We start from the raw sequence: 23,202 nt of genomic DNA, 5'->3' as shown, positions 1-23,202 counted from the left end.
GCTAGATCAACGAAAGTCAAAAAAGCGTGAAACCGCCAGCCATCACTGGCTCGGAATTGACTCAAGTTGTTGCAGCAGTAAAGCCGCTTGCGTGCGAGTGCGCACGTTCAATTTGCGAAAGATCGCCGTGACGTGGGCCTTGATGGTCGCTTCCGACACGCTCAGCTCATAAGCGATCTGCTTGTTCAGCAGACCTTCGCAGACCATGGTCAGCACCCGGAACTGTTGCGGCGTCAGGCTGGCGAGGCCATCGCTGGCAGCTTTCGCCTCATCCGACACACTCACCGCTTCGAACGCTTGCGGCGGCCAGAACACGTCGCCATCGAGCACCTTGCGCACCGCTTCCTGAATCACGCTCAGATCGCTGGATTTGGGAATGAAGCCACTGGCGCCGAACTCGCGGGATTTGACCATCACCGAAGCTTCTTCCTGAGCCGAGACCATCACCACCGGAATCTGCGGATACTGCCCGCGCAGCAGCACCAGCCCGGAAAAACCATAGGCGCCGGGCATGTTCAGATCCAGCAGGACCAGATCCCAGTCAGCCTTTTCGGTCAGGCGCGCTTCCAGTTCGGCGATGCTCGCCACTTCCACCAGTCGCACGTCCGGGCCAAGGCCCAGCGTCACCGCTTGGTGCAGGGCGCTGCGAAACAGGGGGTGATCATCGGCAATCAGGATGTCGTATGTGGCCATTTTTCAAATGATCCTGTTTTTGATGGCAGACTCGGTAGATTCCGGTCTGGCCAAAGCAACTCGAGGCAGCGCTTGGAAGCGATATCCACAGGGGCACGTTCGACGCCAATCAACAGCAAACACGGCGTCTCAAACCTTGGCCGCACCCTAATCGGCGCCAAGCATGCCCAGCGCAGCCGGGGTGGTCAAGCAAGATGGCCAGCGCTGTCGACAGTATGGGCCACTATCGGGCCAACTCCGGCTGCGGCTTTCGTATATAGGGCAACAGCTCGGCGTGAGCGGGCGTTGATTCATTCATGTCCAGTTGCTGCTTGGCACCGAGGTAATGCTGGCTGAACACATCGAAATAGGCGTCCAGCGCCGAAGCGGCAGCGCTGTCACCGGCCAGCTCCAGGCACAACGCCGCGACTTCGGCAGTGCACAGGTGCTCGCTGCGGGTCGAACGGCGCAAGCGATAGCGCGAGAGTTTGTCGGGCAGCAGGCTGAGGATCGGCAAGCGGTCGAAATACGGACTCTTGCGAAAGATCTTGCGCGCCTCGGTCCAGGTCGCATCCAGCAGTATGAACAGCGGGCGCTTGCTGCTATCGACTGTCACCGTGTTGGTCACCCGCGACGGTTCGACATACTCACCCGGAAACACCAGATACGGCTGCCACTGCGGATCGTTGAGCAATGCAAGCATCCGCGGGTCGGGCTCGGTGCGTGACCAGATGAACGCATGGTTGTCGCGCACCACATCGGCAATCAGCCAGCCGGTGTTGCTTGGCTTGAACACTTCCTTGCCGGTCATGATCAGGCACACGCCGGAACGGGTGTCGACGCTTGGCCGCCACGCGCACAGGCAATGACTGATGATGACCCGGCAATCGCGGCAACGCTCGGAGCGAAAGCCGCGCGCCTGAATCGGCTTGATGCCTTCGTCCTCGCGCTGATCGCGCAGGCGGGCCACGGCGTTGGGGGCATGGATCATCGCAGGCAACACCGGCAGACAGGAAAACTCGACACGAACGACACTCGGCAGGGCAATAAAGGCCGGCAGTTTACCAGAGCGACGGCCGCAAGCCTGTACCGTCCAGACCGGCTCCCCTATAATTCGCCGCCACTGAACGCACCGCCCCGTGACGGGTCGAAGCACCAGTCACCGAATCAGGAGAGTTTCATGCTGCGCCTTATCGTTCCCACCGCTGCCATTCTGCTGGCGTCGTCCTTTACCGCTCAGGCTGCGTCCCTGAGTGAGCAGAATCTGAACCGAGAGCTGCGCAACGTCGCCGCCCAAAGCAGCGTCGGCACGCCACGGGCGATCAATGAAGACATTCTTGATCAAGGCTACACCGTCGAAGGCACGCAGCTGATCAACCATCTGAGCGTGCAGAAGAGCCACGCCGACAAGATGCGCGCCGATCCCAAGGCTGTGTATTTCCAGTTGGGCGCGTCGGTGTGCAACAACCCGTCGTACCGCAAGCTGATGGCCAAGGGCGCGATCATGCGCTACGACTTCACCGAAGTGAAAACCAACAAAGCGATCGGCTCGGCCAGCTATCAGGAATCCGATTGCCCGAAAGCCGCGCCAGCGAAGAAGAAGTAATCAGCGCGAAGCCTTGGCGCGCCGCTGTTCATCCTCGGCGCGCAGTTCCGCCACCAGCGCCTGCAGATAGCGCGAGCGACGTTCGCCGCCGGCCAATCGTCGGCAGCACTCTTCTTCGAGACTCAATTGATGCGTCTCGGCCGACTCCTGCAACATTCGATACAGCTTAGTATCGATCTCCAGAACCACTCTGACCATGCATCCCGCCTCCTTGCCACCCACGAATCCATGAATTTCCTAGCCTTGCGCAAGCGCAGGGTTGTCTTGCGACGTCTGTATTTGAGTAAATCAGAGTGATGGCCCTTTGCGACACGTTCAGACGAGCGGCGAGGTTTTGTTGCAACTCATTAAGCGGTTGCCAGGCAAAACGTTACAGCGCACTGTTCAAGTCAGCACGAATGCGTGCGAGGGTCTAGATTCAGAGTATTCCCGATCATTCGTTAACGGCAGAAATGGAACTGCCGGCCCCGTGTGTTTTGCAGTGCGGCCCCGGCGCTGGTTGTCAGGGCTAACCGCTCTGCGCAGAAGGAGACGTTGAATGCCTTATCAACCGAATGACCTCTTGAGCCGTCATTTTCAGGAAAGCGGCGACCTCATCAGCCAGGTCGAAGCCCAACTCAACCGTATTTCCACCAACAGCCCGAACATCCCCATCTACCGCGACATGATCCTGACCGTGCTGCGCATGGCTCAGGAAGACCACAACCGCTGGAACGCCAAGATCACCCTGCAAGCCCTGCGTGAACTGGAGCAGGCGTTCCGCGTGCTCGAACAATTCAAGGGCCGGCGCAAAGTCACCGTGTTCGGCTCGGCACGTACGCCAGTGGAACATCCGTTATACGCGATGGCCCGCGAACTCGGCGCAGCGCTGACGCGTGCGGACATGATGGTCATCACCGGCGCCGGCGGCGGCATCATGGCCGCCGCCCACGAAGGAGCCGGTCGAGATCACAGCTTGGGTTTCAACATCACCCTGCCCTTCGAACAACATGCCAACCCCACCGTCGACGGCACCGATAATCTGTTGCCATTCCACTTTTTCTTCACCCGAAAACTGTTCTTCGTCAAAGAGGCAGACGCGCTGGTACTGTGCCCGGGCGGGTTTGGCACCCTTGATGAAGCGCTGGAAGTGCTGACGCTGATTCAGACCGGCAAAAGCCCATTGGTGCCGGTGGTGTTGCTGGATGTTCCGGGCGGTACCTTCTGGCAAGGTGCGCTGGACTTCATCCGCAATCAGCTGGAAGGAAACCGCTATATCCTGCCGACCGATATGAAGTTGATGCGACTGGTTTACAGCGTTGAAGACGCGGTGGACGAGATCAATCAGTTCTATAGCAACTTCCACTCCAGCCGCTGGCTCAAGCGGCAGTTTGTGATTCGCATGAACCACAAGCTCAGCGACCAGGCACTGGCGCGGATGCAGGAGGAGTTTGCTGATCTGTGCCTGAGCGACCAGTTCCACCAACATGCCTACAGCGGCGAAGAACACGACGATGCGCAGTTCAGCCACCTGACGCGGCTGGCGTTTGCCTTCAATGGCCGTACCCATGGTCGTCTGAGGGAGTTGGTGGACTTCATCAACCTGCCGGAAAACCGGGCCGATTCAAAATCGCCCACAGCACAACACTCACGCGAACCTTTCAACGTGATTTGAAGGCAAAAAAGGCCCGCTATTTTCTATAAAATAGCGGGCCTTTTTTGTTGAATCGGTCTAATCGTCCATCCCTCGACCGCTGAACAAGCGATTGATCATCTCCATCGAGAACCCCCGATACGCCAGAAACCGGCCTTGCTTGGCCCGTTCTTTCGCATCGATCGGTAAATGTCCGGAAAACTTGCGTTGCCAAGTATCCTGAAGCTGCGCCTGCCAGTTGATACCGCTTTCGCGCAGGGCGATTTCGATATCGGTACGTTGCAAACCCCGCTGGCTGAGTTCCTCACGAATTCGCAGAGGGCCATAGCCGGAACGGGCTCGGTAGGAGACAAAGCTTTCAAGGTAACGGGCTTCGGAAAGCAGCCCCTCTTCCGTCAAACGGTCGAGGGCTGTTTCGATCAGCTCCGCCTCGGCGCCGCGCTGACGCAGCTTACGCGTCAACTCGACTCGACCATGCTCGCGACGTGCGAGCAGGTCCATGGCGGTTCGCCGCACCGCGACGAGGGTATCCAGTACGGCGGTGGTCATCGCTGGTATCAGAGATCAGCGTCGGCCAGGTCGTCTTCGGTCTCTTTGACCGCCGAGGCCTTGGAGTCCGCGATCACCGCTGGCGACAGCAGCTTGTCACGCAGCTGCTTCTCGAGCTTCGCGGCGATTTCCGGGTTGTCCGCCAGGAACTTGGCCGAGTTGGCCTTGCCCTGACCGATCTTGGTGCCTTCGTAGGCGTACCAGGCGCCGGACTTCTCGACAAAACCGTGCAGCACACCCAGGTCGATCATCTCGCCGTTGAGGTAAATGCCTTTGCCGTAAAGAATCTGGAACTCGGCCTGACGGAACGGCGAAGCCACCTTGTTCTTCACAACCTTGACGCGGGTTTCGCTGCCGACCACTTCGTCGCCTTCCTTCACCGCGCCGGTACGGCGGATGTCGAGACGAACCGAGGCGTAGAACTTCAGCGCGTTACCACCGGTGGTGGTTTCCGGGCTGCCGAACATCACGCCGATTTTCATACGGATCTGGTTGATGAAGATGACCAGGCAGTTGGCGTTCTTGATGTTACCGGTGATTTTACGCAGCGCCTGAGACATCAGACGTGCTTGCAGGCCGACGTGCATGTCGCCCATTTCACCTTCGATTTCAGCCTTCGGCACCAGTGCGGCCACGGAGTCGACGATGATCACGTCAACGGCGTTGGAGCGCACCAGCATGTCGGTGATTTCCAGGGCCTGTTCGCCGGTGTCCGGCTGGGAAACCAGCAGGTCGTCAACGTTGACGCCCAGCTTGCCGGCGTACTCTGGATCGAGTGCGTGTTCGGCGTCGACGAATGCGCAGGTCGCGCCGGCTTTCTGCGCCTGGGCGATCACGGACAAGGTCAGTGTGGTTTTACCGGAGGATTCAGGACCGTAGATTTCAACAATACGGCCTTTTGGCAGACCGCCGATGCCGAGTGCGATATCCAGACCCAGAGAGCCAGTAGAGATGGCCGGGATCGCCTGACGGTCCTGATCGCCCATACGCATTACGGCACCCTTGCCGAATTGACGTTCGATCTGACCCAGGGCCGCAGCCAAGGCTTTCTTCTTGTTGTCGTCCATTAAAGTCCTCACGTAATCAATAAGGCCTGACGGCCAACACCTGTATAAGTAGCCAGTATTATTCCACAGCGTTCGAAGATCGCCTACCCCTGATTTTCGATTTCTCGTGCCGCTAGTCGCACAAGCCCCTCTAGCGCGGCCTTCACCGTTTGTCGGCGGACCTCATCACGGTTGCCGGGGAAGTGCTGAACCTCACTGTAAACCTCATCGCCAACACCCCAGGCCAGCCATACCGTGCCCACTGGCTTATTCGGCGTGCCGCCGTCGGGGCCGGCAACACCGCTGACCGCCACGGCAAAATGCGCCAGGCTGTGCTGCTGCGCACCGCGCACCATGGCCTCGACCACTTCGCGACTGACCGCCCCTACCGTCTCGAACAAATCGCCCGGCACATCCAGCTGCCGGGTCTTCTGCCGATTGGAATACGTCACGTACCCCGCTTCAAACCAGGCCGAACTGCCCGGAATCCGCGTAATCGCTTCGGCAATCCCGCCACCTGTGCAGGACTCGGCGGTAGTGACATGGGCATTGAGCACTTGCAGACGTCGGCCCAGTTCTGCGGCCAGTTGGGTGGTCTCTTTCACGGCGAGCTCCGGATCGTGTGGAATGCCTTCACCGTACACGAGCCGGCCATGCTTTCAATACACAGAATCATTCAAGATGTTCGGGCGCCAGCGCTCTGACATAGGCCTGACAGGCCTGCAAGGCAATCAATCCACGGTCGCCGGTGTCGGTGATGGCGATAATTCGTTGAGCATGCGCCGGGTCAAGTCGGGCGCGTACGGCTGCAGAATCCACGCCGCCGGTGCCGGCGGCGGCTGGCAACGCACCGCCGTGGGCAACGTCGCCGGCGTCGAGAAGGACTGACAGCCGCACATCGGCAGTAGCAAGGCGATCGCGCAGGCGATCCTGATCACGTTGGGCATCGCTCAGCGCTCGGTAATGGATTTGTTCACTCGCCGCGAGCCGTTGCTCCAGCGCCAGGCGTTTATCCTGCTCGGCCTGTTGCGCGGTGGCGGCGGTCAGCGTCAGTTGATTGAGGGTTTCGGCGTTTAACCGCGCCTGCTCGGCCAATTGCCGCCCGTAGCGCCAGTCTTGAAACTGCCACGCCGCGGCGAAAGCCCCCGCCACCAGCAACAACAGGCCAATCACCCGCCAAGAGCCGGACATAGCACCGCCCTCGCCCGCGCCCAGATCTCGAGTCGATCCTGCAAGCCGTTCAACCCGCCGTTGATCCGCCGGGTGATGGTGTTGAACTGGTCCGCGTCGGCCAGCTCATTCAAGCCCTTCTGCGCCCAGAACCACGCCGCCGATTCGGCCGCCCACTGCGGTTGTTCGAGCAATTCGGGCAATGCCAACAGACGCTCATCGCCAAACAACCCGAGGCTGCATTGGCGATAGTTGGCGCGACCGGTGATTTGGATGAGCCCACGCCCCCGGTACTTTTGCCCGTCGCCATCCGCCTCGGGCGTATTGCCCAGACGCAGCGCCAGCGTGCCGGTGTCGTATTTGCTCAGGTACTGGTTGTTGCCCAGTTCGCGCACGTAACGCAATTGGCCGGACTCGTGACCGACCTGTGCCAGAAACGCAGCGATGCGCTTGGGCGTATCGATGCGCTGCCTGGCCATGGCAGCGTTGAGTGGCGAAACAAAAACGCCCGCTTGGGAGCGGGCGTTGGGCATGATGTCGGTAAGGTGTTTTTCAGTTAATTGCATGATGCTTGATCCTCCCTGGATGTTGTCCCGATTGAATCACGACTGGCGGCTGATGCTTGCCAGCCATTTATTTGCCAGAGTTTTCAGGGGGCCGGTCGCACCAGTTTCCGCGAGTCCCCCATCCGCCGGTAGCACCTGCCCGCCCGAGAGCTGCCACTGCTGGAACTCTAGCCAGTCGCGATTATTGGAGTCCTGTGGAATAAATGCACAATCAGACAGGCGCAACACGCCGCAAGCACTTAGTTGATAAGCCATGAGTGTCGCTCCTAGATTTCAGCGTCCGCTGTCCATTCCAGTTGCAAAGTCTGCCCCGGTGCGCTGCCGACTGGCGTGACAGTAGCAAAAGAAATACTACGATCCGTTACGCCTTGAAGTAGCGTGCCGGTGCAAGCTTTGCTGATCGTTTGATTCCAGACCTGGTTACTGCTGTCCGCCGGGCTATAGGCAGTGACTGTAGGTTGAACCCTTTTCTGAACCAGAAAGCCGATCGTCATCCCGTATTGGCCGGTATTTCCTGCCGGAACCTGAGTAAACGTCGAGATACAGGTATTGGTGCCATTATTGGCTTTGACCGGCAACCCGGAAGCAAATGACTTTTCATAATAGCGCTGACATAACGCCAGCTCCTGCGCTAAGGGACGAAGTTCAAAGGGCGTGGATACAGGCCCCTCCTCCAATTGGACCTGTGTCAGATCGACCGTTTGCAGCACGTTGAGAGGCAGATCGAACGCCAATGTCAGACAGTCGCCGCTGCCTTGCATTTTCCCCGCAATGGCAGGCACCTGAAACGTTGCGGTGTAGCGCGTCCACACTGTGTTCAGTTGAAACGTATCAATCAATTTCCCAACGGCTGCCGATCCACCCACACCGAATTGCTGCGCAATTGTTATTTGCAAAGGCCGTACGGCATCGGATCGAGCCCAAAACGTCAGCGTTGCGGTTTTTCCGGCGAGCGTTCTGACCGACTCTATATTCTGGGAAATTTTGTGAACGGTAGCTCCCGCCCCTGCGGACGTTTGCTGCCAGCGCAGGAAACAGGCCGGCTCATCAGAGACCTCGCCTTGCCCGAGAGCAAAATTTTGCCGTGTGATGCTCACTCCGGCGTTTCCGTTCCAGTCACAACGGAAACGATCAGCCACGTACCCGCCGACATTTGGCGCCTGATTGCTCGCACCACGCTGCCAGATTCGGAAATCGCCATTGATCAACAGATTCTTGCGATAGACCTGCACCGGAAACGCTTGCAGCGGATCAGGTCTGGACAACTGTCGAATGGCCTGGGCCAACTGATCAGTCTGCTGTTCGTCCGGACTCAACCCCGCTGCGGTAATCGCGCTGAGTATTTCCTGCGTGACACCGTTGCCCCAGCTCGCTGGAATCAGCGATCCGGGCGTACCGGCGATGGCATCCTCATCGACAAACTTGCCGTTGACCAGACCAGCGCCGGGAGTGCTTTTGGGGTAATCCATGTTGGTTTTTCCTTGTTGATTCTACATGCACAGGGCTTACCTAGAGCACTACGCTTAGCCGTTTCCCCGCAGCAAACCTTCCAGCCAATCGGGCTCTACTGGGCGCGAGCGTGCGTTCGGAAAATCTGCATTCTCAGGCCAATCGCGCAATGCCTGCCGATACGCCAGCAGTTGTTTGAATTCGTCAGCTCGCAGGGTCGCGCCAGCGCCGACTTCCAGCTCTTCGGCATCGCGAAACACCAGCCATTGAGTGTCCTGCAACACTTGGTTGCGCCAAGAGCGTTCGCGGATGGCAAGAGCCATCGGAGATACCAGCGGATCGCTCAACACAGGCTGGCCCGACGGACTGGCACTGATGACTTTGCCGGCTGCCTGCCCGGCAAACAGTTCCGCGAATTGCGCCTGGGTTATTTCCACGGCCCCTTTGGGCGGCTCGGAAAGCTGGTTCTGGATTCGATCAAAACCCAGACTTTGTGCGTAAAAATAAATAGTCATGGTCAGTACCCCCAGACCAGAATGCGGCCCGAGATTCCCAAAGACGGTTTTATACCGCTGGGGTCAATGTTTCTCACCCGCGCCAGAGCTACCGTCGTAGTCGATGCCCCGAGATCGAGCGCCCATACAGTCGCATTGCTCGCCGACCAGCCGGCAGGATTGGCCTCATTGGCGATGCCTCCAAGAATGGCGGCGGGAAATCTCATGGGCAGTGACAACGACATATTGCCGGCTGCGTCGGATGCTCCGACGACCCATTGCAGGATCAAACCACTGGGCAATCTTTGATAACCCGGAGAGTTGATCTGGGCAGCAAAAGAGGATGAGTACTTAAGACTGGCGGAGCCATAAACCACCCACATTCCAGACTCTTTGACGAAGTTTGCACTCTCACCATTGTTCATAACGATCGACGTCAGATAACCCCCTTGGGGGCTGATCTGTGCGCCGGTTTTACTGGCCACGGTGACGGGTGCGTTGTTACGGCAGTGCAGACTGATCGTGGCGCCGCTCGGCACCGTGGGTGCTGCTGCATCCGGAAGCGTCACTGTATAAGTTGCATTGCCGCCCATACCGATCGAGCAACCAATATCGGCGAGGGTCAACTGTGCGGCAGCGGTTATCCCTCGAGCACTGGCGTAACTGCCCAGCGCCCGCTGCACAAACTCCGACGTTGCTGCCGAGCGTCCGCCATCAAATTGCGGAGCGGTGATGAACAGCGCCGGACTGCGTAGCGCAGCCAACAATTGATTGTTCGATGCCTCGTTCGGCGCCATCCCGGCCGCCTGAACAACGTTGAGAATTTCTTGCGTGACGCTGTTGCCCCATGTCGCCGGAATCAGCGAACCGGGTTTTCCGGCAATCGGGTCTTCATCGACAAACTGGCCGTTGACCAGACCGACACTGGGTACACTTTTCGGGTAGTCCAATGTTCTTCTCCTTGAACGAATTCTTGTGTTGTGCAGGTCTCAGCCAATGGCACTGGCCAGCCATAAGGGTGTTGCCGGCCGAGAATCTGCTGCCGGAAAAAGCAGCGAGTCAGGCCAGTCGCGCAATGCCTGTCGATACTCGAGCAGTTCCAGATATTGCGTGGGCTTGAGCGATGTGCCGCGTCCCAGATCCTGTTCATCGCGATGCCGCGTGACTAACCATTCGGTCTTGGCGAGAGAGGCTTCGCGCCAGGCACGTGAGGCCGTCCCAGATTCCTCTTTTGTAACAATGGGAACCTGGGTCACCACACGGCTCTGCTTTACAGGCAGTGGTTCGGCGACTATGGGAAGCTCGCCGATAGGCGCACCGATCTCGACCTCTTGACCCTCCGGCACGCGAACCATCGTCTCGACGAAGGATGGAGCAAACAGCTCGCAGATGGCGTACTCACCGGCGTCGATCCGTTCGACGACCACGCCGTTCTCGACCCGTGCATAAATGGCCATTATTCGTACTCCCAGATTTCACAGAAGGCGTTGCCGCCGGCGCCGCTGAGTACGGCAGCCGAAGCGTTGGTCGAACAGGAGCCGCTGCCGCCGGAACCGCGTCCGCCGGTGATGCCAATCCCGTTGACCCCCACTCGGGTACCACCGCCGTCATACGGGCTGGCACCGCCCGCACCCGAGAGGACGCCCCAATTGGCGTTGTACATTGCGTATTCGCCGGGTGCGCCCCGAGCATTGGCAAGATTGCCGCCTGTGACGGCTTGCCCTCCTGCACCGCCCTGAACGAAACCAACTGTTGTGGCTGTTACGGCGACGGTAAGGACCTGCCCGCCTCCACCGCCCGCAGCGCTCATGTAGGTGCCGAACGAAGCACCTCCGCCGGCCAGCCCCATCACATTACTCGCAGCGCCACCGCCACCCAGCGTAACGGGCACGCCTGCAAGTATTTCCGGGGTCACGTCGTACAGGCTTTGAGCAAAGGCCCCAGAGCCTCCGCCACCACCAATACCCTGATAACCGGCGGCAACGGGCGAACACCCACCACCGCTCCCCCCCGCGCCGACCAGCCGCACATGGATCCTCTTGGCTTTGGGGTTTGGCTTGTAAAGCGTAATCCCGACTTTCTCGAACTGCCTGACCGCCAGCAGCCGCCCCACCGCATCGGTGATGCCGTAACCGGCCAATGTGGTCGGGGTATTTTTCAGTTTGGTGAAATCGACCAGTGCACCGATCGCACTGGCGAGTTGATCCGTTTTGGCCTCATCGGGTATCAACCCGGCCGCCTTGATCACGTTGAGAATCTCTTGTGTAACGCTGTTGCCCCACACCGCCGGAATCAACGAGCCCGGCGTCCCCGCTACCGGGTTTTCATCGACGAAACGGCCGTCGACCAGGCCGACGCTGGGGACGCTTTTTGGATAGTCCATATGTTGTTCGTTCCTGTGAAATGACAAATGAGCCGTGCCTGCGCACTGGCAGACACAGGTCTGTTTCGGAAAATAAAAAGCCCACATCGAAGTGGGCTTGGGTGAAGCGGGACGAAAAATATCGCTTAGCTGGGTAGACCGCTGGCAAGTTCGCCAATGGCAATCAAGGCTTCATCGGCCGCGCTGCGCGCCAGGTCGATCTTGCCCTTGCCCGCCTGTGCGCGAATCTGCGCCTTGGCCTTCAGGCGCAAAGTGCGCAGCGTGAGCAAATGCTCAGTCAACTGCTCTGCCTTACTCAGAATCTGCTCCGCCGCCTGTTTGGCCGTGCGGCCTTTCGCAACCCACGCGGCGACTGAAAGCGGCACTTCCTTTTTCGGGTATCCGGCATCGCTGAAAGCCTGAGCGTCTGCGGCTGCCTGTGCGTACTGCATGGCCTTGAGTGGATCACCAGCCAGTGCGTTGCGAGCGTTGTCGGCGGCGGCGTCGACTTTGGCGCAAAGGCGTTCGGCTTCCTGCAGATCCAGTGCAATCTGCCTATCTGCATTGAAAACCCAGTTCTGCCCATCCCACTCGTGCGCAGCCGACGGTTGCGGCAGGCGCAACTCACCGTCGCACTGATGAAGCTCCTGAATAACGATCATCGAATAAGCTCCCACGAGAATTGCACGTTCACCGCGTCGGAAAAGTTGATGGCAATGCCCACACTGTAATCAGTGATTGGATGGGTTTTGATGCCCATGCTCAGCAATAGCTCATCGCTGTCGGCATTCGATTGGCCCAGGTTGTGTTCGGCCTGATAGCACTGCCACAGTGAGCGCAAATTGGCGTGGTCGAAGCTGGCCGCCAACGTCGAAACCGTGACGTCATTGACGATGTTGTTGGTGAACAGTACGCACGGTGAAACCGTTGCCGGGTTCCACCCTCCCGGGTTGTTCGAACTGCCTGTCAGGATCGGCGACAGGAAGCAGTAGTTGCCCCCTGCCCACCCGGTGGACGGAAAGGCGACTGAGGTGACCGCCGTGGACGATGGCGTTGGGTTACCGGCGACTAGTCGTGCCGCACGCGCGTGGGGGTCGAGCGGTAAAAATATCGCCCCTGTGCCATTCACCGTTTGCGTCCAGGTCAAACGAGCGCGGTTGTAAATAGTCCGCACAACCGGCACCGAGCCGGGTGCTCCGGTTATCACCCACGCCAGACACATATCCAGTGGCGTGGACTGAAAACCGCCGCCGGCAGCGCCGTTGACGGTCCCTTTGAGTGAGTCAGGCACGACGTCATGAATGCCACCGCGTTGGGTGTAGAACGTGAGTACCCCAGCGATAACTTGCGCTCGCAGAAAGTAATGGCTGCTGGGCAGCAGGTCCGCACTGCTCCACGCCGTCGTCACAAAGGTGCGCGCACGCCCGAGTTGGCCGGCCACTACTTCCTGGCCGAGACTGATAAAGGTTCCCGCTGCGATCGAAACCCGGCCGCCACTGGTTGAGGCCGCAGCCGGACTGACCGGCAGACGTGCATCGGCGGTGGCAACTGTAGGTAAAGGCAAAGCAGCCAACGGCAGCGCCAGATCCTGGTTCCAGCCCTTGGCCGTCACCGATTGGATCGCTTGCAACAACTGATCGTATTTCTTCTCATCCGGTGTCAGGTCCGCCGCCTTGATCACGTTAAGAATTTCCTGCGTAACCCCGTTCCCCCAATCCGCCGGGATCAACGATCCCGGCGTCCCCGTCATGGGGTTTTCATCAACAAACTTGCCGTTCACCAGCCCGGCACTGGGCACACTCTTCGGATAATCCATCCCTCATCCCTCCCTAGTCATAATTGATATGCACCTTGGTATGCGCCGGCGCGCTGCGGTGGATCAGGCATTCCAGCGCCGAGCCCGGGTTTACGCCGAAGCGCTCCCCCCAATAGCTCGCGCCGTAACGCCGGCCGAGCAGCAAGCGCCCGCCGGTATTGAGCGTCCACATGAACTGTGCTTCCCAGGTGCCCCAATGCGCCGAGCCGAAACGGGCGCGGCCCATGCGTGGGGCTTCGTGTTCGGTGATGCTGGCGTTGGGGTAACCCTGGCTTTTGGCGATGTCGAGGTAATAGCCGACAGCCTGGCTGCCGACCGCGAGCAGGCGGCGGCGTACGGCGAGGCGGCGGTCGTCGAACAGTGGCGTGGTGCCCAGGCACGGGTCGGGCAATTGCATGACGCGTTCCCAGTCCGGCACCAGTTCGCTGACGCCGGCCGGGTCCATTTCGTTGAGCAGGTCGGCGGCGCGCGCATCCAGACGAGCGAGTTCGACGGCGACGCCTTGCAACACTTCTTCGAGTTCCGGCACGCGTTCCGGATCCCATGCCGGGCCACTGGGCAGCAAGGCGCGCAACTGCGCCTGGTATTGCGCGGCGGTTCTTATGCCCCCCATACGCAGCCTCCGAAGGTCAGCAGTTCGCTCTGCCCGGCCGGCACGTCAGCGGCTGGAGCAGTGAGCGTGTAATCGTATTCGCCGCCGGCGCTGCTGATCGCTTCGCGGATATGGCTGATCAGCAACGGCACGCCGAGGTCAGCCTCGCGGTTGTGCAGATCGCGCAACTGCGCTTCGACGGCGGCGCGCACCGCGGTGGTGTCCGGATTGACGCTCTTGAAGCGATACACCACCGGCACCTGAACCGGTCGCTGCACGTGCACTTCCGCGGTCACCGGACGCAGCGGTTCGATGTACTCCTGAACCTCCGCCAACTGTTCATCGTTCGGCACCGGTTGCGGATCATCGTCGCGCATGATGAACACGGTTACGGTGCCCGGGCCGAGCAAGCCACCACGGCACCACGCCCGCGTCACGCCCGGCACTTCCAATGCCCAGGTTTCGTAGTCGCTGGCCGCGCCACCGTGGGGAATCACGCGGTAGGAACGGATGACCCGCGAGCGCAGCGATTCGAGGCTTTCCCGCGCCACACCGCCGCTCAGGCCCGGCGCCAGTACCGTAAAGCTGTTGCCGACAATCCCGGCAATCGGCTGCACCGGGGTCAGCGTCAGACCGGCGTCAGCGTTGCCGAGGCTGCCGGCCTCCAACGCGGCAATTGTGGTGTTGTTGCTGCCATTGACCGTGGTGCGCACGGCGGTGACTTTGTAGGTGCGGCCATCGTTCGCTTGCAGCAGCGTGTCGACGTCGAGCACCGCGCCGGCAGTGGCGGTAAAACTGACGCTGCCGGTAGCCACTTGCGCAGCTTTGCGCGGCTGATTCAGGCGCAGCGCGGCGATGCGTTCCAGGGTTGACTCATCGGCTTTGTCGGGCAGGATCTGCTCGGCAATCCAGTCGAGATAACCGTACAGACCATAAGCGGCGCCGCCGAGGGTGCGGGCGAGCACTTGCGCATCGGACTGGCGCAGCGAATCGCCGGCCAGGTCGCTTTGGGTGCGCTTGATCAGCACCGGCAGCGAAGGGGTTTCAAACGGCATAGATCACCTGCCAACTGTTATCGGGGTTGATGTCCAGACGTTCACCGTCGGCCAGGGTCAGGACCGTGCGCAGGTTCAGGCGCTGGGCGTCGAGGCGTTCGCTGAGGATGTCGATGGCGCTGCAGTGGCCGTCGTCGAGCAGCCATTGCAGGGCTTCGCGGGCATAAAATTCGGCGTCCATTTGCGTTTGTCGGGTCAGCTTGACCCGGCGCAGCAGCCATAGCCGCGAGCCGATGCGATCGTCGGCAACCGTGGGAAAACTGTCGCCCCACCAGCCGAAGCGTTCTTCGTCATCGAGGGCGTCGTCATCAGCGGCGCGACGCCAGGTGAACAGGCTGATCAGCACCGCGCGGGTCAGTGCGGCGTGGAGGTTCTGGCTGATGAACATCACTGGCCTCCTGCCGGCGCGCCGGTCTGACCGTTACCGGCCTGCACGCCAACATGCACGTGTTTGATCTGGCTGATGCCGCCGGCCAGTTGATCACCGGTGGAGACGATCTTGCCGGTCTGGTTGATCACCGGCGTGTCGAAGTTCACCGCGCTACTGGCGCGGATGTTCAGCGTGGCGGTTTCGATGTCGATGATCCGTCCGCGCTTGAAATGAATTTTGTCGCCCTCGTCGGTGTAGATCGCCACTTCACCGGCAGCGAGTGCTTGCAGGCGATAGCGGCGGTCGGCGATGACCAGGGCGATGGCATGGGAACGGTCGCCGCCGATGAAGGTGACGACCCCTTCGGCTCCCGCCAGCGGATGGCTGGTGAAACCGTAGGGTTCGAAGTGTTCGAGGTCGTCGTTGATTTCACCGGCGGTGAGGCGCATTTGCAGCGATTGCAGCTTGGTTGCCGAATTGGCGAGCACGACAGTGCCGCGCGCCAGCAGGCGTGTCAGTAGGCTCATGGGGTGTCCTTGAAAAGAGTCGCCCGAATGGGATCAGTGTGGGAGCGAGCCTGCTCGCGAACGCGGCGGGTCAGGCGCTGTGATGTTGAGGCTGGCGACGCTTTCGCGAGCAGGCTCGCTCCCACAGGGTTCGGGGTCAGGCTCAGGTTTTTTTCGGGGGAGTCGGATCAGGATCAAAGGTATGCGGCGGCGCCACTTGCAAGGTGGTCACCGATCCCTGCGCCGACAGCGAATAAGTGACCTTGGAAATCAGCATGTCACCATCGAAATCGAGCACCGGATCCTTGACCTTGACCAGCGTGTTATGGCGCCACAAATCGCCATTGCTTTGCCGCCAGCCCTGCACCTGATAGGTGGTGGTCTGCGCGCGGCCCATGCGGGTCGCGCTTTCCCATAGAGCACGCTGCTGCGCCAACTCAAAGGTCAGTTGCGTGCCTTCATTGATCACCGTGGTGCGTCGACGTTTGAAACTCAGGTCAGCCGCGGTCGACTCGACTTCGCTGACCGCCGCGCCGCTTTTTGCGTCCGAGCCTTTTTGCTGGCCGATCACCCGGTACTCGGAGAACACCTGGCTGAAATCCATTGGCGCACTGGCCGACAGGATATTCTTGCCCAGCTCCAGCGCATCGCTGGCGCGGCCACCGCTGCCGGGTTTGGCCAGCACCAACTGGCCCAGCTCGTTGTCGGTGGAAAACACCCGCAGCAGCGAGAGCAATCGGTCGATCGACTGGAATGCCGTTTCACCCGGCACGATGGTGTGTTTGGTCAGGCGTGTGGTTTCGCTGATCTCGTTGACCACTGACAGCCCATATTCGCTCGCCAGATCGCGGACGATAGTCAGCAAGGGTTGTTGCTGCCATTGGCTGGGCAGGTTGCGAGCGGCGCAATCGACCAGATCCTGGGTCTTGGAACTGCCTTCGATGGTCAGGCTGATCTGCCGTCCGTCATAGCGGATCGGTGCTTTGAACACGTAACCGGTGAGCACCAGGTCCTTGCCGATTTTTACCTCGCAGGGGTCGCCGGGTTTGATCCTTTGGTCTACGGCCTCCCCTGGCCATTGCCAGGTGATGTCGAGTTTGAAAGTGCGGAACTGACGCTCCAGATCAGCGGTGATTTCGACGCTTTTCCAGCCGCCGTATTCCATATTGTTGACCGTCAGCGTGACGTGGTTATCCAACTCGTCCATGGTTCACTCCCTGGAGACTTTCACATCGCTTTGCGGGAGGTACAACGGATTGGTCACGCCGTTGCGCTGCACGACTTCGGTGACTCGCGTGGCGTCGCCAAACTGTTTGTACGCTATGACCAGTGCCGGAAGGCTTTCCTGAAAGGTTTTGCTGACCAGTCGCACGCCCGAGGATGCCACGGCCTTGAGGTGCGCAACCAAGGCATCCTGCACGTCACTGATGGCTTGATAGTGCTCAGGATCGGCCTTGTTTTTCGCCCCTTGCAGCGCCTCGACCAAATCCTTTTGCAGCGCCTGCAAATCATCCGTGGCCGGGACTTCCGGGCGGGTGACTTGCTGATGAGCTTGCTGAGCAACGGTGGGCGTCGACGGCAGTTGCATCGCTCGGGTGGCCACTGGCATCGACGCGACCCACTGCGCCACTTTGACGATCAGCGTGTCCTGCACCAGATCGGCCATCGCCTGCGCGGCGGCATTGGTGTCCTTGCCCGTGGTGATCTTCGGCGCATCGGCCTTGCGAATCGCTTCGAGTTGCTGCGACACGTCAGCAATCACGCCACGGTAGCCTTCCTTGGCGAACGCTTTCAGCTCCTTGATATCGCCGAGCAAACCCTTGAATTCCGCCGCCACTTCCTTGGGCAGTTCCTTCACGGCTTTGACCAGTTCAGTGATCTGGCGGTACTGCTCGATCAAAGGTTTCAGTTGCTCTTTGATCACGTCATAGACGCCGGTAAGGCTGTTGCGCAGGTTGGTGATGCCGATCCGCGCAGCCTTGATCAGCGTCATCGCTTGTTCGAAACGCGCCACCGCCGAACCCAGCAGAGTGTCGGCTTTGGCCAGCAGCACTTTCTGCGTGCTGACCGTGGCGGTCGGAAACGGCAGGGGTTGGTCGGGATAGAACTTCAAGGCGAACGTCACCAACCCACCGTCCTGGCGGGTGTGGGTCATGTCGCATTCGCCGACCTTGACTTGCAGGCGTCCGAGCCACGGATGCACCAGTTCGCCACGGCCCTGCTCCAGCGCCTTGAGCAACTTGTCGCGCTGCTCGAGGCAATCGGGGCCGATGATGAACGCGGTCAGATCGTGGGTCTTGGCCTGCTGGCCGAGGTCCTCGAAATACGGCAGGTCGCGTTGCGGGTATTCATGCAACTGCCCTTTGCGCCCGACCGGGGTTTTCGCCTGGTCGATCCAGAAACCGACACCGCGAAAGGATGCCGGCAATAAACGATCACGCCAGTTCATTGGGAACCTCCCATCGACAGTGAGCGATAGCCGATGCGTGAAGACACGGCCAGGCCAGGTTGATTGGTTTGCGGTTGTTCGGTGCGCAGGCCTGCCGGCGCATTTTCGAAGCGCACGGTCAGCCCGCCTTGGAGCTGCGTACGGTTGTTGGCGGCGCTCTGCTGGATCAGCGCGCTGGAGGTTTGTGGCAACGAACCGCTTTGCAGTGTGCCGTTGCCAGCAGGCGCCGGACTGGCAGCGAAGAACGCCGGCGCCAGTTCGCCTTTGCCTTCGGCATTGGTTTGGCGTTGTGCTTCAGTGAGAGTTTCAACCTTGCCGGTGACCTTGGCGATCAGTCCGGCGAAGCCACCGTCGAACAACTCCTTGATCGGCGCGATGACGGTTTGCAGCTTTTGCCACAACTCGCCGAACCACTCGGTGATCGGCCCCCAACTCTCGATGATCTGATCCAGCGGTTTCCATTCGAACAGGCTGTGCAGAAAGTCCACGACCGGCGCGGACAGCGCCAACACAACGCCCCAGAGCGCCGAAAAGACCTCACTGATCGGCTGCCAATACTGGGCAATCTGCTCCAGCGGTGACCACTCGAACAGACTGGTGAAAAAGCCTCTGACCCGCTGCACAGACGTTTGCAGCGCCATCCAGATCGGTTCGAAGAACCCGACAATCCCACCCCAGCCGCTGGTGAGCATTTCCATCGGGAAAAAATCGAACAGCGTGCGCAGGATATCCCGGGTGCTTTGTACGGCCGATTGCAGCGTGGTGAACATCGGTTCGAAGAACTTCACGACACCACCCCACGCATCGGTAATCATCTGCATCGGCGAGAAATCGAACAGGTTTCTGAGAAACGCCATCACCGGCACACTCAAGGCCTTGAGCAATTCCCAGATCGCCGAGAATAAACCGGTCAGCGGCCCCCAGTTTTCAATGATCATCCCCGCAGGCGACCACGCGAAAACCGACTTGAAGAAGTCGATCACTGGCGCCGTCACGGCCATGACCTTGTCCCAGATAGCCGAGAAAAATCCGGTGACCGGTTCCCACAACGCCGCCAGTGCCGCCAGCGGTCGCCAGTCAAGTACCGAGCGCAACGTCGCCATTGCACTCGCACCGATGTTTTTCACGCCTTCCCACATCCCTGTGAAAAACGCGCTGATCGGTGTCCAGTTGGCCACGATCAAACCGGCCGCCACGGCAATGCCCATGGCGATCAGCATGATCGGGTTGGTCTTGAGCACCATGCTCATGACGTCCATCACCTGGGTCATACCGGTGACCGCGGTTTGCATGGCGGAGAAGGCAATTGCCCCCGCCGCCAGGCCTTCAACCAGTTTCGGGTTGTCGGCGAGCAGGCTGCCGACCTGCGTCAGCATCGGCTCCAGTCCGACCACCAAGGCCCCCACCGCCGGCACCAGCGCAGCGTCCACCGCCGCCGAAACCTTCTGCATCGACGCACTGAACACGTTCATGTTCTGCGTGGCAGTAGTCGGCGTGGCGGGCAGATCGACGGTTTTCGCCGTGTCGCTGACTTCGCTCAATTTGCCCTGGAACGCTGCGGCCGATTTGATGCCGTCTACAAACGGCGTGATCACGCTGCCGCCGTTGAACAGACCACTGATGTCCAGTTTGCCGAGGCCGGTCTGCTCGAGATTGTTTTTAAAACTCTCAACCTTCATGCGCAGGGCGCCCAGTTTGGGCGAGAGTTCATCGATGCCGGTGATCAGCACCGGTTTCGGGGTTTTCTTCTCTTCGTCTGCCATCACTGCACCTGCTGCATCGCATTGATCCGTTGCGCGTGCTCCAGCGATTCGCGAAGCACATCCAGTGGCCTGGCCATCATCTGTTCGGGGTCAACCTTCCAGAACCAGGCCAGGTCATAGGCGACGGCGATCAGGTCGGTGATGGCGCCGACGCCGCACTCATGAAAAAACTCGCGACGGCCCAGCTCAGCGCATTGAGGTCAGCCAGATCGAGCTGGTTGACCGACGACGGCGGGATGCCGGCGCACACGGCGATGTATTTGGCCGCCACGTCCATGTCGAGGCTGACTTCTTCGCTCTTGTCGATCTTGTACGGCAGCGCCTTGATCGCTCGCACTTCCTGCACCGTCGGACGGCGCAGAACGAGTTCGGTCAGAGGCTCGCCGTGGGCTTCGATTGCTACTTGAAGCTTCACGGCGGCGCTCATTGCCAGGTCCCCTTGATGCCTTCGAATTTCAGTTCGATGGTGGCGTCGTCGCCCTTGGAGACTGGCTCCTCGACCAGATAGGCGCCGGCCAGCACGTAGACTTTGCCGTTGCTGAACTCGCAGGTGACCGTGATATCGGTGCCTTCGATCAGCTTCTTCAGCGGGAAGTCGGCGGTGTGCAGCGCGGTCACTTTGAACGACGGTGCGATGTCGGTTTCCTTGTAGAAACCGGGCACGACGGTTTCACGTTTGACGGCCATCAGCGGGGCTTCGCAGCCGCCATTGATGGTCAGTTGTGCGCCGTCGACCTTGACGTAGCAGGTGCCTGCAATCAGTTGACCCATGGTGTTTCTCCCTTCAAAAAAAAAGCCCACGCGAGGTGGGCTGAATGCTTAGCGCCGACTGCGCGGATCAGGCCGCGTCGTCGTACTGCAGACGGAACTGGTTGAGCAGTGCGAACACGCGCAGACCGTTGATGTAATCCGGCGGGAACAGCACGTTCACGCGGCTCGGGTCCTGCACGTCGCGCTCGACAATCAGGTGCTCGGCGAACAGCTCGGCGTTCTCCACATGGCCTTCGAGTTCGAGCTTGGCGTACTGCGCGATCAGCTCGCCGCGAATGGTCGCAGGCGTGACGATCGGCTGACCGGCGCCGAAACGGGTACCGTCGGAGGCCAGTTTGTGGCGGCCGTATTTGCTGGTGATCACGCTTTGCAGACGACGCACGATGAACGCCGACTGGTGCATGGTTTCGCTGTCCAGATAGGAGTTGTCGGCCTGGCCGTAGGCGTTCTTCTGGTAGGTGGTGATCGAGCGCTGGATGCGCACGTAACCGCCTTCGTAGTAAGCGGTGGCGATGCCGTAGTTGAGCAGCGACTGACGCTCGGTCAGGGTGAAACGCTCGCTCGCCGGCGCCGGATCGACGCCCGGCAGGCTGCCGCTTTGCGTCGGACGGCTGGCATCGGCGGAGATGAACACCGCCGTGCGCGCAGCCAGCGCGGCGGCCTGCACCCAGAACGGTTGCGGTACGCCCGGCTCCAGCGCCTGAATGGTCATGTGCTGATCGTTGCGGGCCTGGCCTGCGGCGACCAGAGTGCCAACGGTGCCGCGCTTGGCGCTGTAGACGTGACCGAACAGTTGCTTGGCCCACGACCAGCGACCGGTGCTGTCATCCATGACCGCTTGCCAGGTATTGAGGGTCGCCAGATCGGACCACGGCAAGGCGATGAATTCGAATGGCTCATCGCCTAGAGCCGCGACGGCGGCGATCTGATCCGGCACACCGGCGCCGCCGGTCATGGCGGTGATTGCGCTGGTCAGGCCAGCCGGGGTTTCTTCGCCGTTGCTCTTGCCCAGGCGATTGAATTGCAGGCTGATGTCGTTACCGCTGTCGCCGGTCCATTTGGCGTTCAGGGTGACCACACCTTCAGCAGCCGCAGCGCTGACCGGCAGGTCGGCAGTGGCGTTGATTTTCTGCGCCAGTGCAGTGGCCGCTTGCGCGGCGGTGGCGCCATTGACCACGGTGGCCTGCACACGCACGCCGCCGACGTATAGATTGAGCATGCCCGCCTGAGTTGCGGTGCCGGTCAGTGTCAGCACACCTTTGGCGATAGCGCCTTCGGTGTTGTGCAGCGGCAGGCACCAGATCTCGCCGATCGGGTCAGCCTTGCGGAAAGTCTCGTACATCGAGGCGAGCATCGAGCCCTGGCCGCCGATGCTTTTCGCCAGCGCCACGCTGGAAACCAGCACCAGCTTGCCGACTTCAGTCGGGGCAATATTGTCGTTGACCTGGGCGACGATCAAACGGCGCATGGCCGAAGTCGCGCTGTTGGCGGCCGAGTTGTCCATTTCGGCATAGAACAGCGGCACACGAATGTCCGCCGGGATGTTGCTGAATCCGATCGCCATCATTTGGCTCCCTGTGGTTTAGCCGCTTTTGCGGTTTTGAGTGTGATATCCCCGTCGGCCAGACGCCGGCGCCACCAGGCGCTGTCCAGCACGTCACGGCCGGCAGCCGGCAACAGGTCGCCCGCCTCCGGGTCAGGTACGACACGGCCAGCGGCCGGCACTACGGTGATGCGGTTGCTCATGGGGTTACGTCTCCTGAGAAAGTCATTTCCACCCGGCCATCCGGGCCCGGGCGTTGCAGGTTGGGGTCAGCCGGATCGATCGCATCGACCCGCACCGTCATCCCGGTAAAGGACGACAAAGCGTCCAGTTCGCGCTCGTGCCAACTCTCCGCAGGCTGACTCGGCAGATTGCGGCCGAGCTGGAACTCGGCATAAAAACGCAGCCGATAGAACACGCGGCTGCTGTTGGTCGAGACCATCTCGCCGCCGTCGTAGGCGATGGCGCTGTAGGTGGCATCAGGTTTGAAACCGACCAGCGCGCGCCACAGTTCGGCGCGCAGGTCGTGCAACAGATCCAGCGCTTTTGTAGCGTCGGTAGCGTCAAGGGCCAGGACGATTTCGAAGCGATCGCGGATTGGTTGGGTGGTGAGGTTTTGGGCGGTGCTGTTGCTGGCCAGATCGGCGATTGGCAGCACGTGGGCCGAAGGTGTTGGCAGATCCGGGTTGCCTTGCAGCAACGCCAGATCGACACCCACCGAAATGTGATTGGCAAGCCCAGGGCATTGCCCACGCAGTTGCGTGAGGATCGGGGTGATCTTCATGGGGGT

General features: G+C 60.4%; 29 protein-coding genes and 1 pseudogene. 2 read left to right on the top strand and 28 right to left on the bottom strand.

What is annotated here, in order from left to right; translation table 11 throughout:
• Positions 1 to 42: 42 nt before the first annotated feature.
• Both erdR and OK411_RS06855 read right to left on the bottom strand, forming a co-directional pair.
• Entirely contained in the window at positions 43 to 693 is a 651-nt protein-coding gene (gene erdR / locus OK411_RS06860; RefSeq protein ID WP_016771412.1) for a response regulator transcription factor ErdR, read from the bottom strand.
• A gap of 223 nt (positions 694 to 916) precedes the next feature.
• A complete protein-coding gene (locus tag OK411_RS06855; RefSeq protein ID WP_136492073.1) occupies positions 917 to 1,663 on the bottom strand; it encodes a tRNA-uridine aminocarboxypropyltransferase in 747 nt (248 codons plus the stop codon).
• 189 nt (positions 1,664 to 1,852) lie between these two features.
• On the opposite strand from OK411_RS06855, the gene OK411_RS06850 reads away from it, so the two are divergent.
• Positions 1,853 to 2,278, top strand: a complete 426-nt coding sequence (locus tag OK411_RS06850; protein ID WP_007908738.1) for a PA3611 family quorum-sensing-regulated virulence factor — start codon at positions 1,853 to 1,855, stop codon at positions 2,276 to 2,278.
• Here OK411_RS06850 and OK411_RS06845 read toward each other — a convergent pair whose 3' ends face one another.
• Positions 2,279 to 2,476 (bottom strand): hypothetical protein, encoded by a 198-nt coding sequence (locus OK411_RS06845; RefSeq protein ID WP_264364618.1) that lies wholly within the window; start codon positions 2,474 to 2,476, stop codon positions 2,279 to 2,281.
• A 340-nt stretch (positions 2,477 to 2,816) separates the two neighbouring features.
• Here OK411_RS06845 and OK411_RS06840 point away from each other — a divergent pair, with 340 nt between their 5' ends.
• Positions 2,817 to 3,932 carry a TIGR00730 family Rossman fold protein gene (locus OK411_RS06840; RefSeq protein WP_136492072.1) on the top strand — a complete coding sequence of 372 codons (1,116 nt, stop codon included), beginning with the start codon at positions 2,817 to 2,819 and terminating at the stop codon, positions 3,930 to 3,932.
• 57 nt (positions 3,933 to 3,989) lie between these two features.
• Here OK411_RS06840 and recX read toward each other — a convergent pair whose 3' ends face one another.
• The 25 genes and pseudogenes from recX to OK411_RS06715 all read right to left on the bottom strand — a co-directional run bounded on the left by recX (position 3,990) and on the right by OK411_RS06715 (position 23,196).
• Positions 3,990 to 4,460, bottom strand: a complete 471-nt coding sequence (gene recX, locus OK411_RS06835; protein ID WP_024011877.1) for a recombination regulator RecX — start codon at positions 4,458 to 4,460, stop codon at positions 3,990 to 3,992.
• Positions 4,461 to 4,468: 8 nt separating this feature from the next.
• Positions 4,469 to 5,527: a recombinase RecA gene (gene recA, locus OK411_RS06830; protein WP_024011876.1), complete on the bottom strand. Its 1,059-nt coding sequence runs from the start codon at positions 5,525 to 5,527 to the stop codon at positions 4,469 to 4,471.
• Between the two features lie 83 nt (positions 5,528 to 5,610).
• Positions 5,611 to 6,111 carry a CinA family protein gene (locus OK411_RS06825; RefSeq protein ID WP_038861108.1) on the bottom strand — a complete coding sequence of 167 codons (501 nt, stop codon included), beginning with the start codon at positions 6,109 to 6,111 and terminating at the stop codon, positions 5,611 to 5,613.
• 67 nt (positions 6,112 to 6,178) lie between these two features.
• Positions 6,179 to 6,697: a lysis system i-spanin subunit Rz gene (locus OK411_RS06820; RefSeq protein WP_136492071.1), complete on the bottom strand. Its 519-nt coding sequence runs from the start codon at positions 6,695 to 6,697 to the stop codon at positions 6,179 to 6,181.
• Entirely contained in the window at positions 6,676 to 7,242 is a 567-nt protein-coding gene (locus OK411_RS06815) for a glycoside hydrolase family 19 protein (RefSeq protein ID WP_136492070.1), read from the bottom strand. The genes OK411_RS06820 and OK411_RS06815 overlap by 22 nt, the downstream gene beginning before the upstream one ends.
• 36 nt (positions 7,243 to 7,278) lie before the next feature.
• Positions 7,279 to 7,497 carry a hypothetical protein gene (locus OK411_RS06810; RefSeq protein ID WP_136492069.1) on the bottom strand — a complete coding sequence of 73 codons (219 nt, stop codon included), beginning with the start codon at positions 7,495 to 7,497 and terminating at the stop codon, positions 7,279 to 7,281.
• A gap of 11 nt (positions 7,498 to 7,508) precedes the next feature.
• Entirely contained in the window at positions 7,509 to 8,711 is a 1,203-nt protein-coding gene (locus OK411_RS06805; protein WP_122747614.1) for a carbohydrate-binding protein CenC, read from the bottom strand.
• Positions 8,712 to 8,765: 54 nt separating this feature from the next.
• Positions 8,766 to 9,206 carry a phage tail assembly chaperone gene (locus OK411_RS06800; protein ID WP_264364617.1) on the bottom strand — a complete coding sequence of 147 codons (441 nt, stop codon included), beginning with the start codon at positions 9,204 to 9,206 and terminating at the stop codon, positions 8,766 to 8,768.
• A 2-nt stretch (positions 9,207 to 9,208) separates the two neighbouring features.
• Positions 9,209 to 10,135 (bottom strand): phage tail protein, encoded by a 927-nt coding sequence (locus OK411_RS06795; protein WP_217879428.1) that lies wholly within the window; start codon positions 10,133 to 10,135, stop codon positions 9,209 to 9,211.
• A 39-nt stretch (positions 10,136 to 10,174) separates the two neighbouring features.
• Positions 10,175 to 10,642 (bottom strand): phage tail assembly chaperone, encoded by a 468-nt coding sequence (locus OK411_RS06790; protein WP_071174568.1) that lies wholly within the window; start codon positions 10,640 to 10,642, stop codon positions 10,175 to 10,177.
• Positions 10,642 to 11,568, bottom strand: a complete 927-nt coding sequence (locus tag OK411_RS06785; RefSeq protein WP_264364616.1) for a hypothetical protein — start codon at positions 11,566 to 11,568, stop codon at positions 10,642 to 10,644. The genes OK411_RS06790 and OK411_RS06785 overlap by 1 nt, the downstream gene beginning before the upstream one ends.
• Positions 11,569 to 11,693: 125 nt before the next feature.
• Positions 11,694 to 12,209, bottom strand: a complete 516-nt coding sequence (locus OK411_RS06780; RefSeq protein WP_264364615.1) for a phage tail protein — start codon at positions 12,207 to 12,209, stop codon at positions 11,694 to 11,696.
• Positions 12,206 to 13,363, bottom strand: coding sequence for a phage tail protein (locus OK411_RS06775; RefSeq protein ID WP_136492066.1), 1,158 nt, complete (start codon positions 13,361 to 13,363; stop codon positions 12,206 to 12,208). The genes OK411_RS06780 and OK411_RS06775 overlap by 4 nt, the downstream gene beginning before the upstream one ends.
• Before the next feature lie 13 nt (positions 13,364 to 13,376).
• On the bottom strand, positions 13,377 to 13,976 hold the full coding sequence (locus tag OK411_RS06770; RefSeq protein ID WP_042607028.1) for a YmfQ family protein: 600 nt from the start codon (positions 13,974 to 13,976) through the stop codon (positions 13,377 to 13,379).
• A complete protein-coding gene (locus OK411_RS06765; protein WP_264364614.1) occupies positions 13,964 to 15,010 on the bottom strand; it encodes a baseplate J/gp47 family protein in 1,047 nt (348 codons plus the stop codon). Before OK411_RS06765 ends, OK411_RS06770 begins: the two co-directional genes overlap by 13 nt.
• Complete coding sequence (locus OK411_RS06760; protein ID WP_071174563.1) at positions 15,000 to 15,398, bottom strand: phage GP46 family protein; 399 nt, start codon at positions 15,396 to 15,398, stop codon at positions 15,000 to 15,002. Before OK411_RS06760 ends, OK411_RS06765 begins: the two co-directional genes overlap by 11 nt.
• Positions 15,398 to 15,907, bottom strand: coding sequence for a phage baseplate assembly protein V (locus OK411_RS06755; RefSeq protein WP_016771423.1), 510 nt, complete (start codon positions 15,905 to 15,907; stop codon positions 15,398 to 15,400). The genes OK411_RS06760 and OK411_RS06755 overlap by 1 nt, the downstream gene beginning before the upstream one ends.
• A gap of 142 nt (positions 15,908 to 16,049) precedes the next feature.
• Positions 16,050 to 17,093, bottom strand: coding sequence for a phage baseplate assembly protein (locus OK411_RS06750; protein WP_264364613.1), 1,044 nt, complete (start codon positions 17,091 to 17,093; stop codon positions 16,050 to 16,052).
• Between the two features lie 3 nt (positions 17,094 to 17,096).
• Positions 17,097 to 18,335 carry a DNA circularization protein gene (locus tag OK411_RS06745; protein ID WP_264364612.1) on the bottom strand — a complete coding sequence of 413 codons (1,239 nt, stop codon included), beginning with the start codon at positions 18,333 to 18,335 and terminating at the stop codon, positions 17,097 to 17,099.
• A pseudogene (locus OK411_RS06740) lies at positions 18,322 to 20,098 on the bottom strand (phage tail protein). Before OK411_RS06740 ends, OK411_RS06745 begins: the two are co-directional and overlap by 14 nt.
• A gap of 130 nt (positions 20,099 to 20,228) precedes the next feature.
• A complete protein-coding gene (locus tag OK411_RS06735) occupies positions 20,229 to 20,525 on the bottom strand; it encodes a phage tail assembly protein (protein WP_024011858.1) in 297 nt (98 codons plus the stop codon).
• Positions 20,522 to 20,869 (bottom strand): phage tail tube protein, encoded by a 348-nt coding sequence (locus OK411_RS06730; protein WP_007908779.1) that lies wholly within the window; start codon positions 20,867 to 20,869, stop codon positions 20,522 to 20,524. Before OK411_RS06730 ends, OK411_RS06735 begins: the two co-directional genes overlap by 4 nt.
• Positions 20,870 to 20,936: 67 nt before the next feature.
• Positions 20,937 to 22,433: a phage tail sheath subtilisin-like domain-containing protein gene (locus OK411_RS06725; RefSeq protein ID WP_016771428.1), complete on the bottom strand. Its 1,497-nt coding sequence runs from the start codon at positions 22,431 to 22,433 to the stop codon at positions 20,937 to 20,939.
• Positions 22,433 to 22,615 carry a DUF2635 domain-containing protein gene (locus OK411_RS06720; RefSeq protein WP_016771429.1) on the bottom strand — a complete coding sequence of 61 codons (183 nt, stop codon included), beginning with the start codon at positions 22,613 to 22,615 and terminating at the stop codon, positions 22,433 to 22,435. The genes OK411_RS06725 and OK411_RS06720 overlap by 1 nt, the downstream gene beginning before the upstream one ends.
• The gene (locus tag OK411_RS06715) at positions 22,612 to 23,196 is read right to left on the bottom strand and encodes a hypothetical protein (protein WP_016771430.1); all 585 of its coding nucleotides are present in this window, start codon (positions 23,194 to 23,196) and stop codon (positions 22,612 to 22,614) included. Before OK411_RS06715 ends, OK411_RS06720 begins: the two co-directional genes overlap by 4 nt.
• Positions 23,197 to 23,202 lie beyond the last annotated feature (6 nt).

This window comes from Pseudomonas sp. RG1, assembly GCF_025910115.1.
GTDB classification, from domain to species: Bacteria; Pseudomonadota; Gammaproteobacteria; order Pseudomonadales; family Pseudomonadaceae; genus Aquipseudomonas; species Aquipseudomonas atacamensis.
This window is presented reverse-complemented; position numbering and strand designations above follow the sequence as displayed.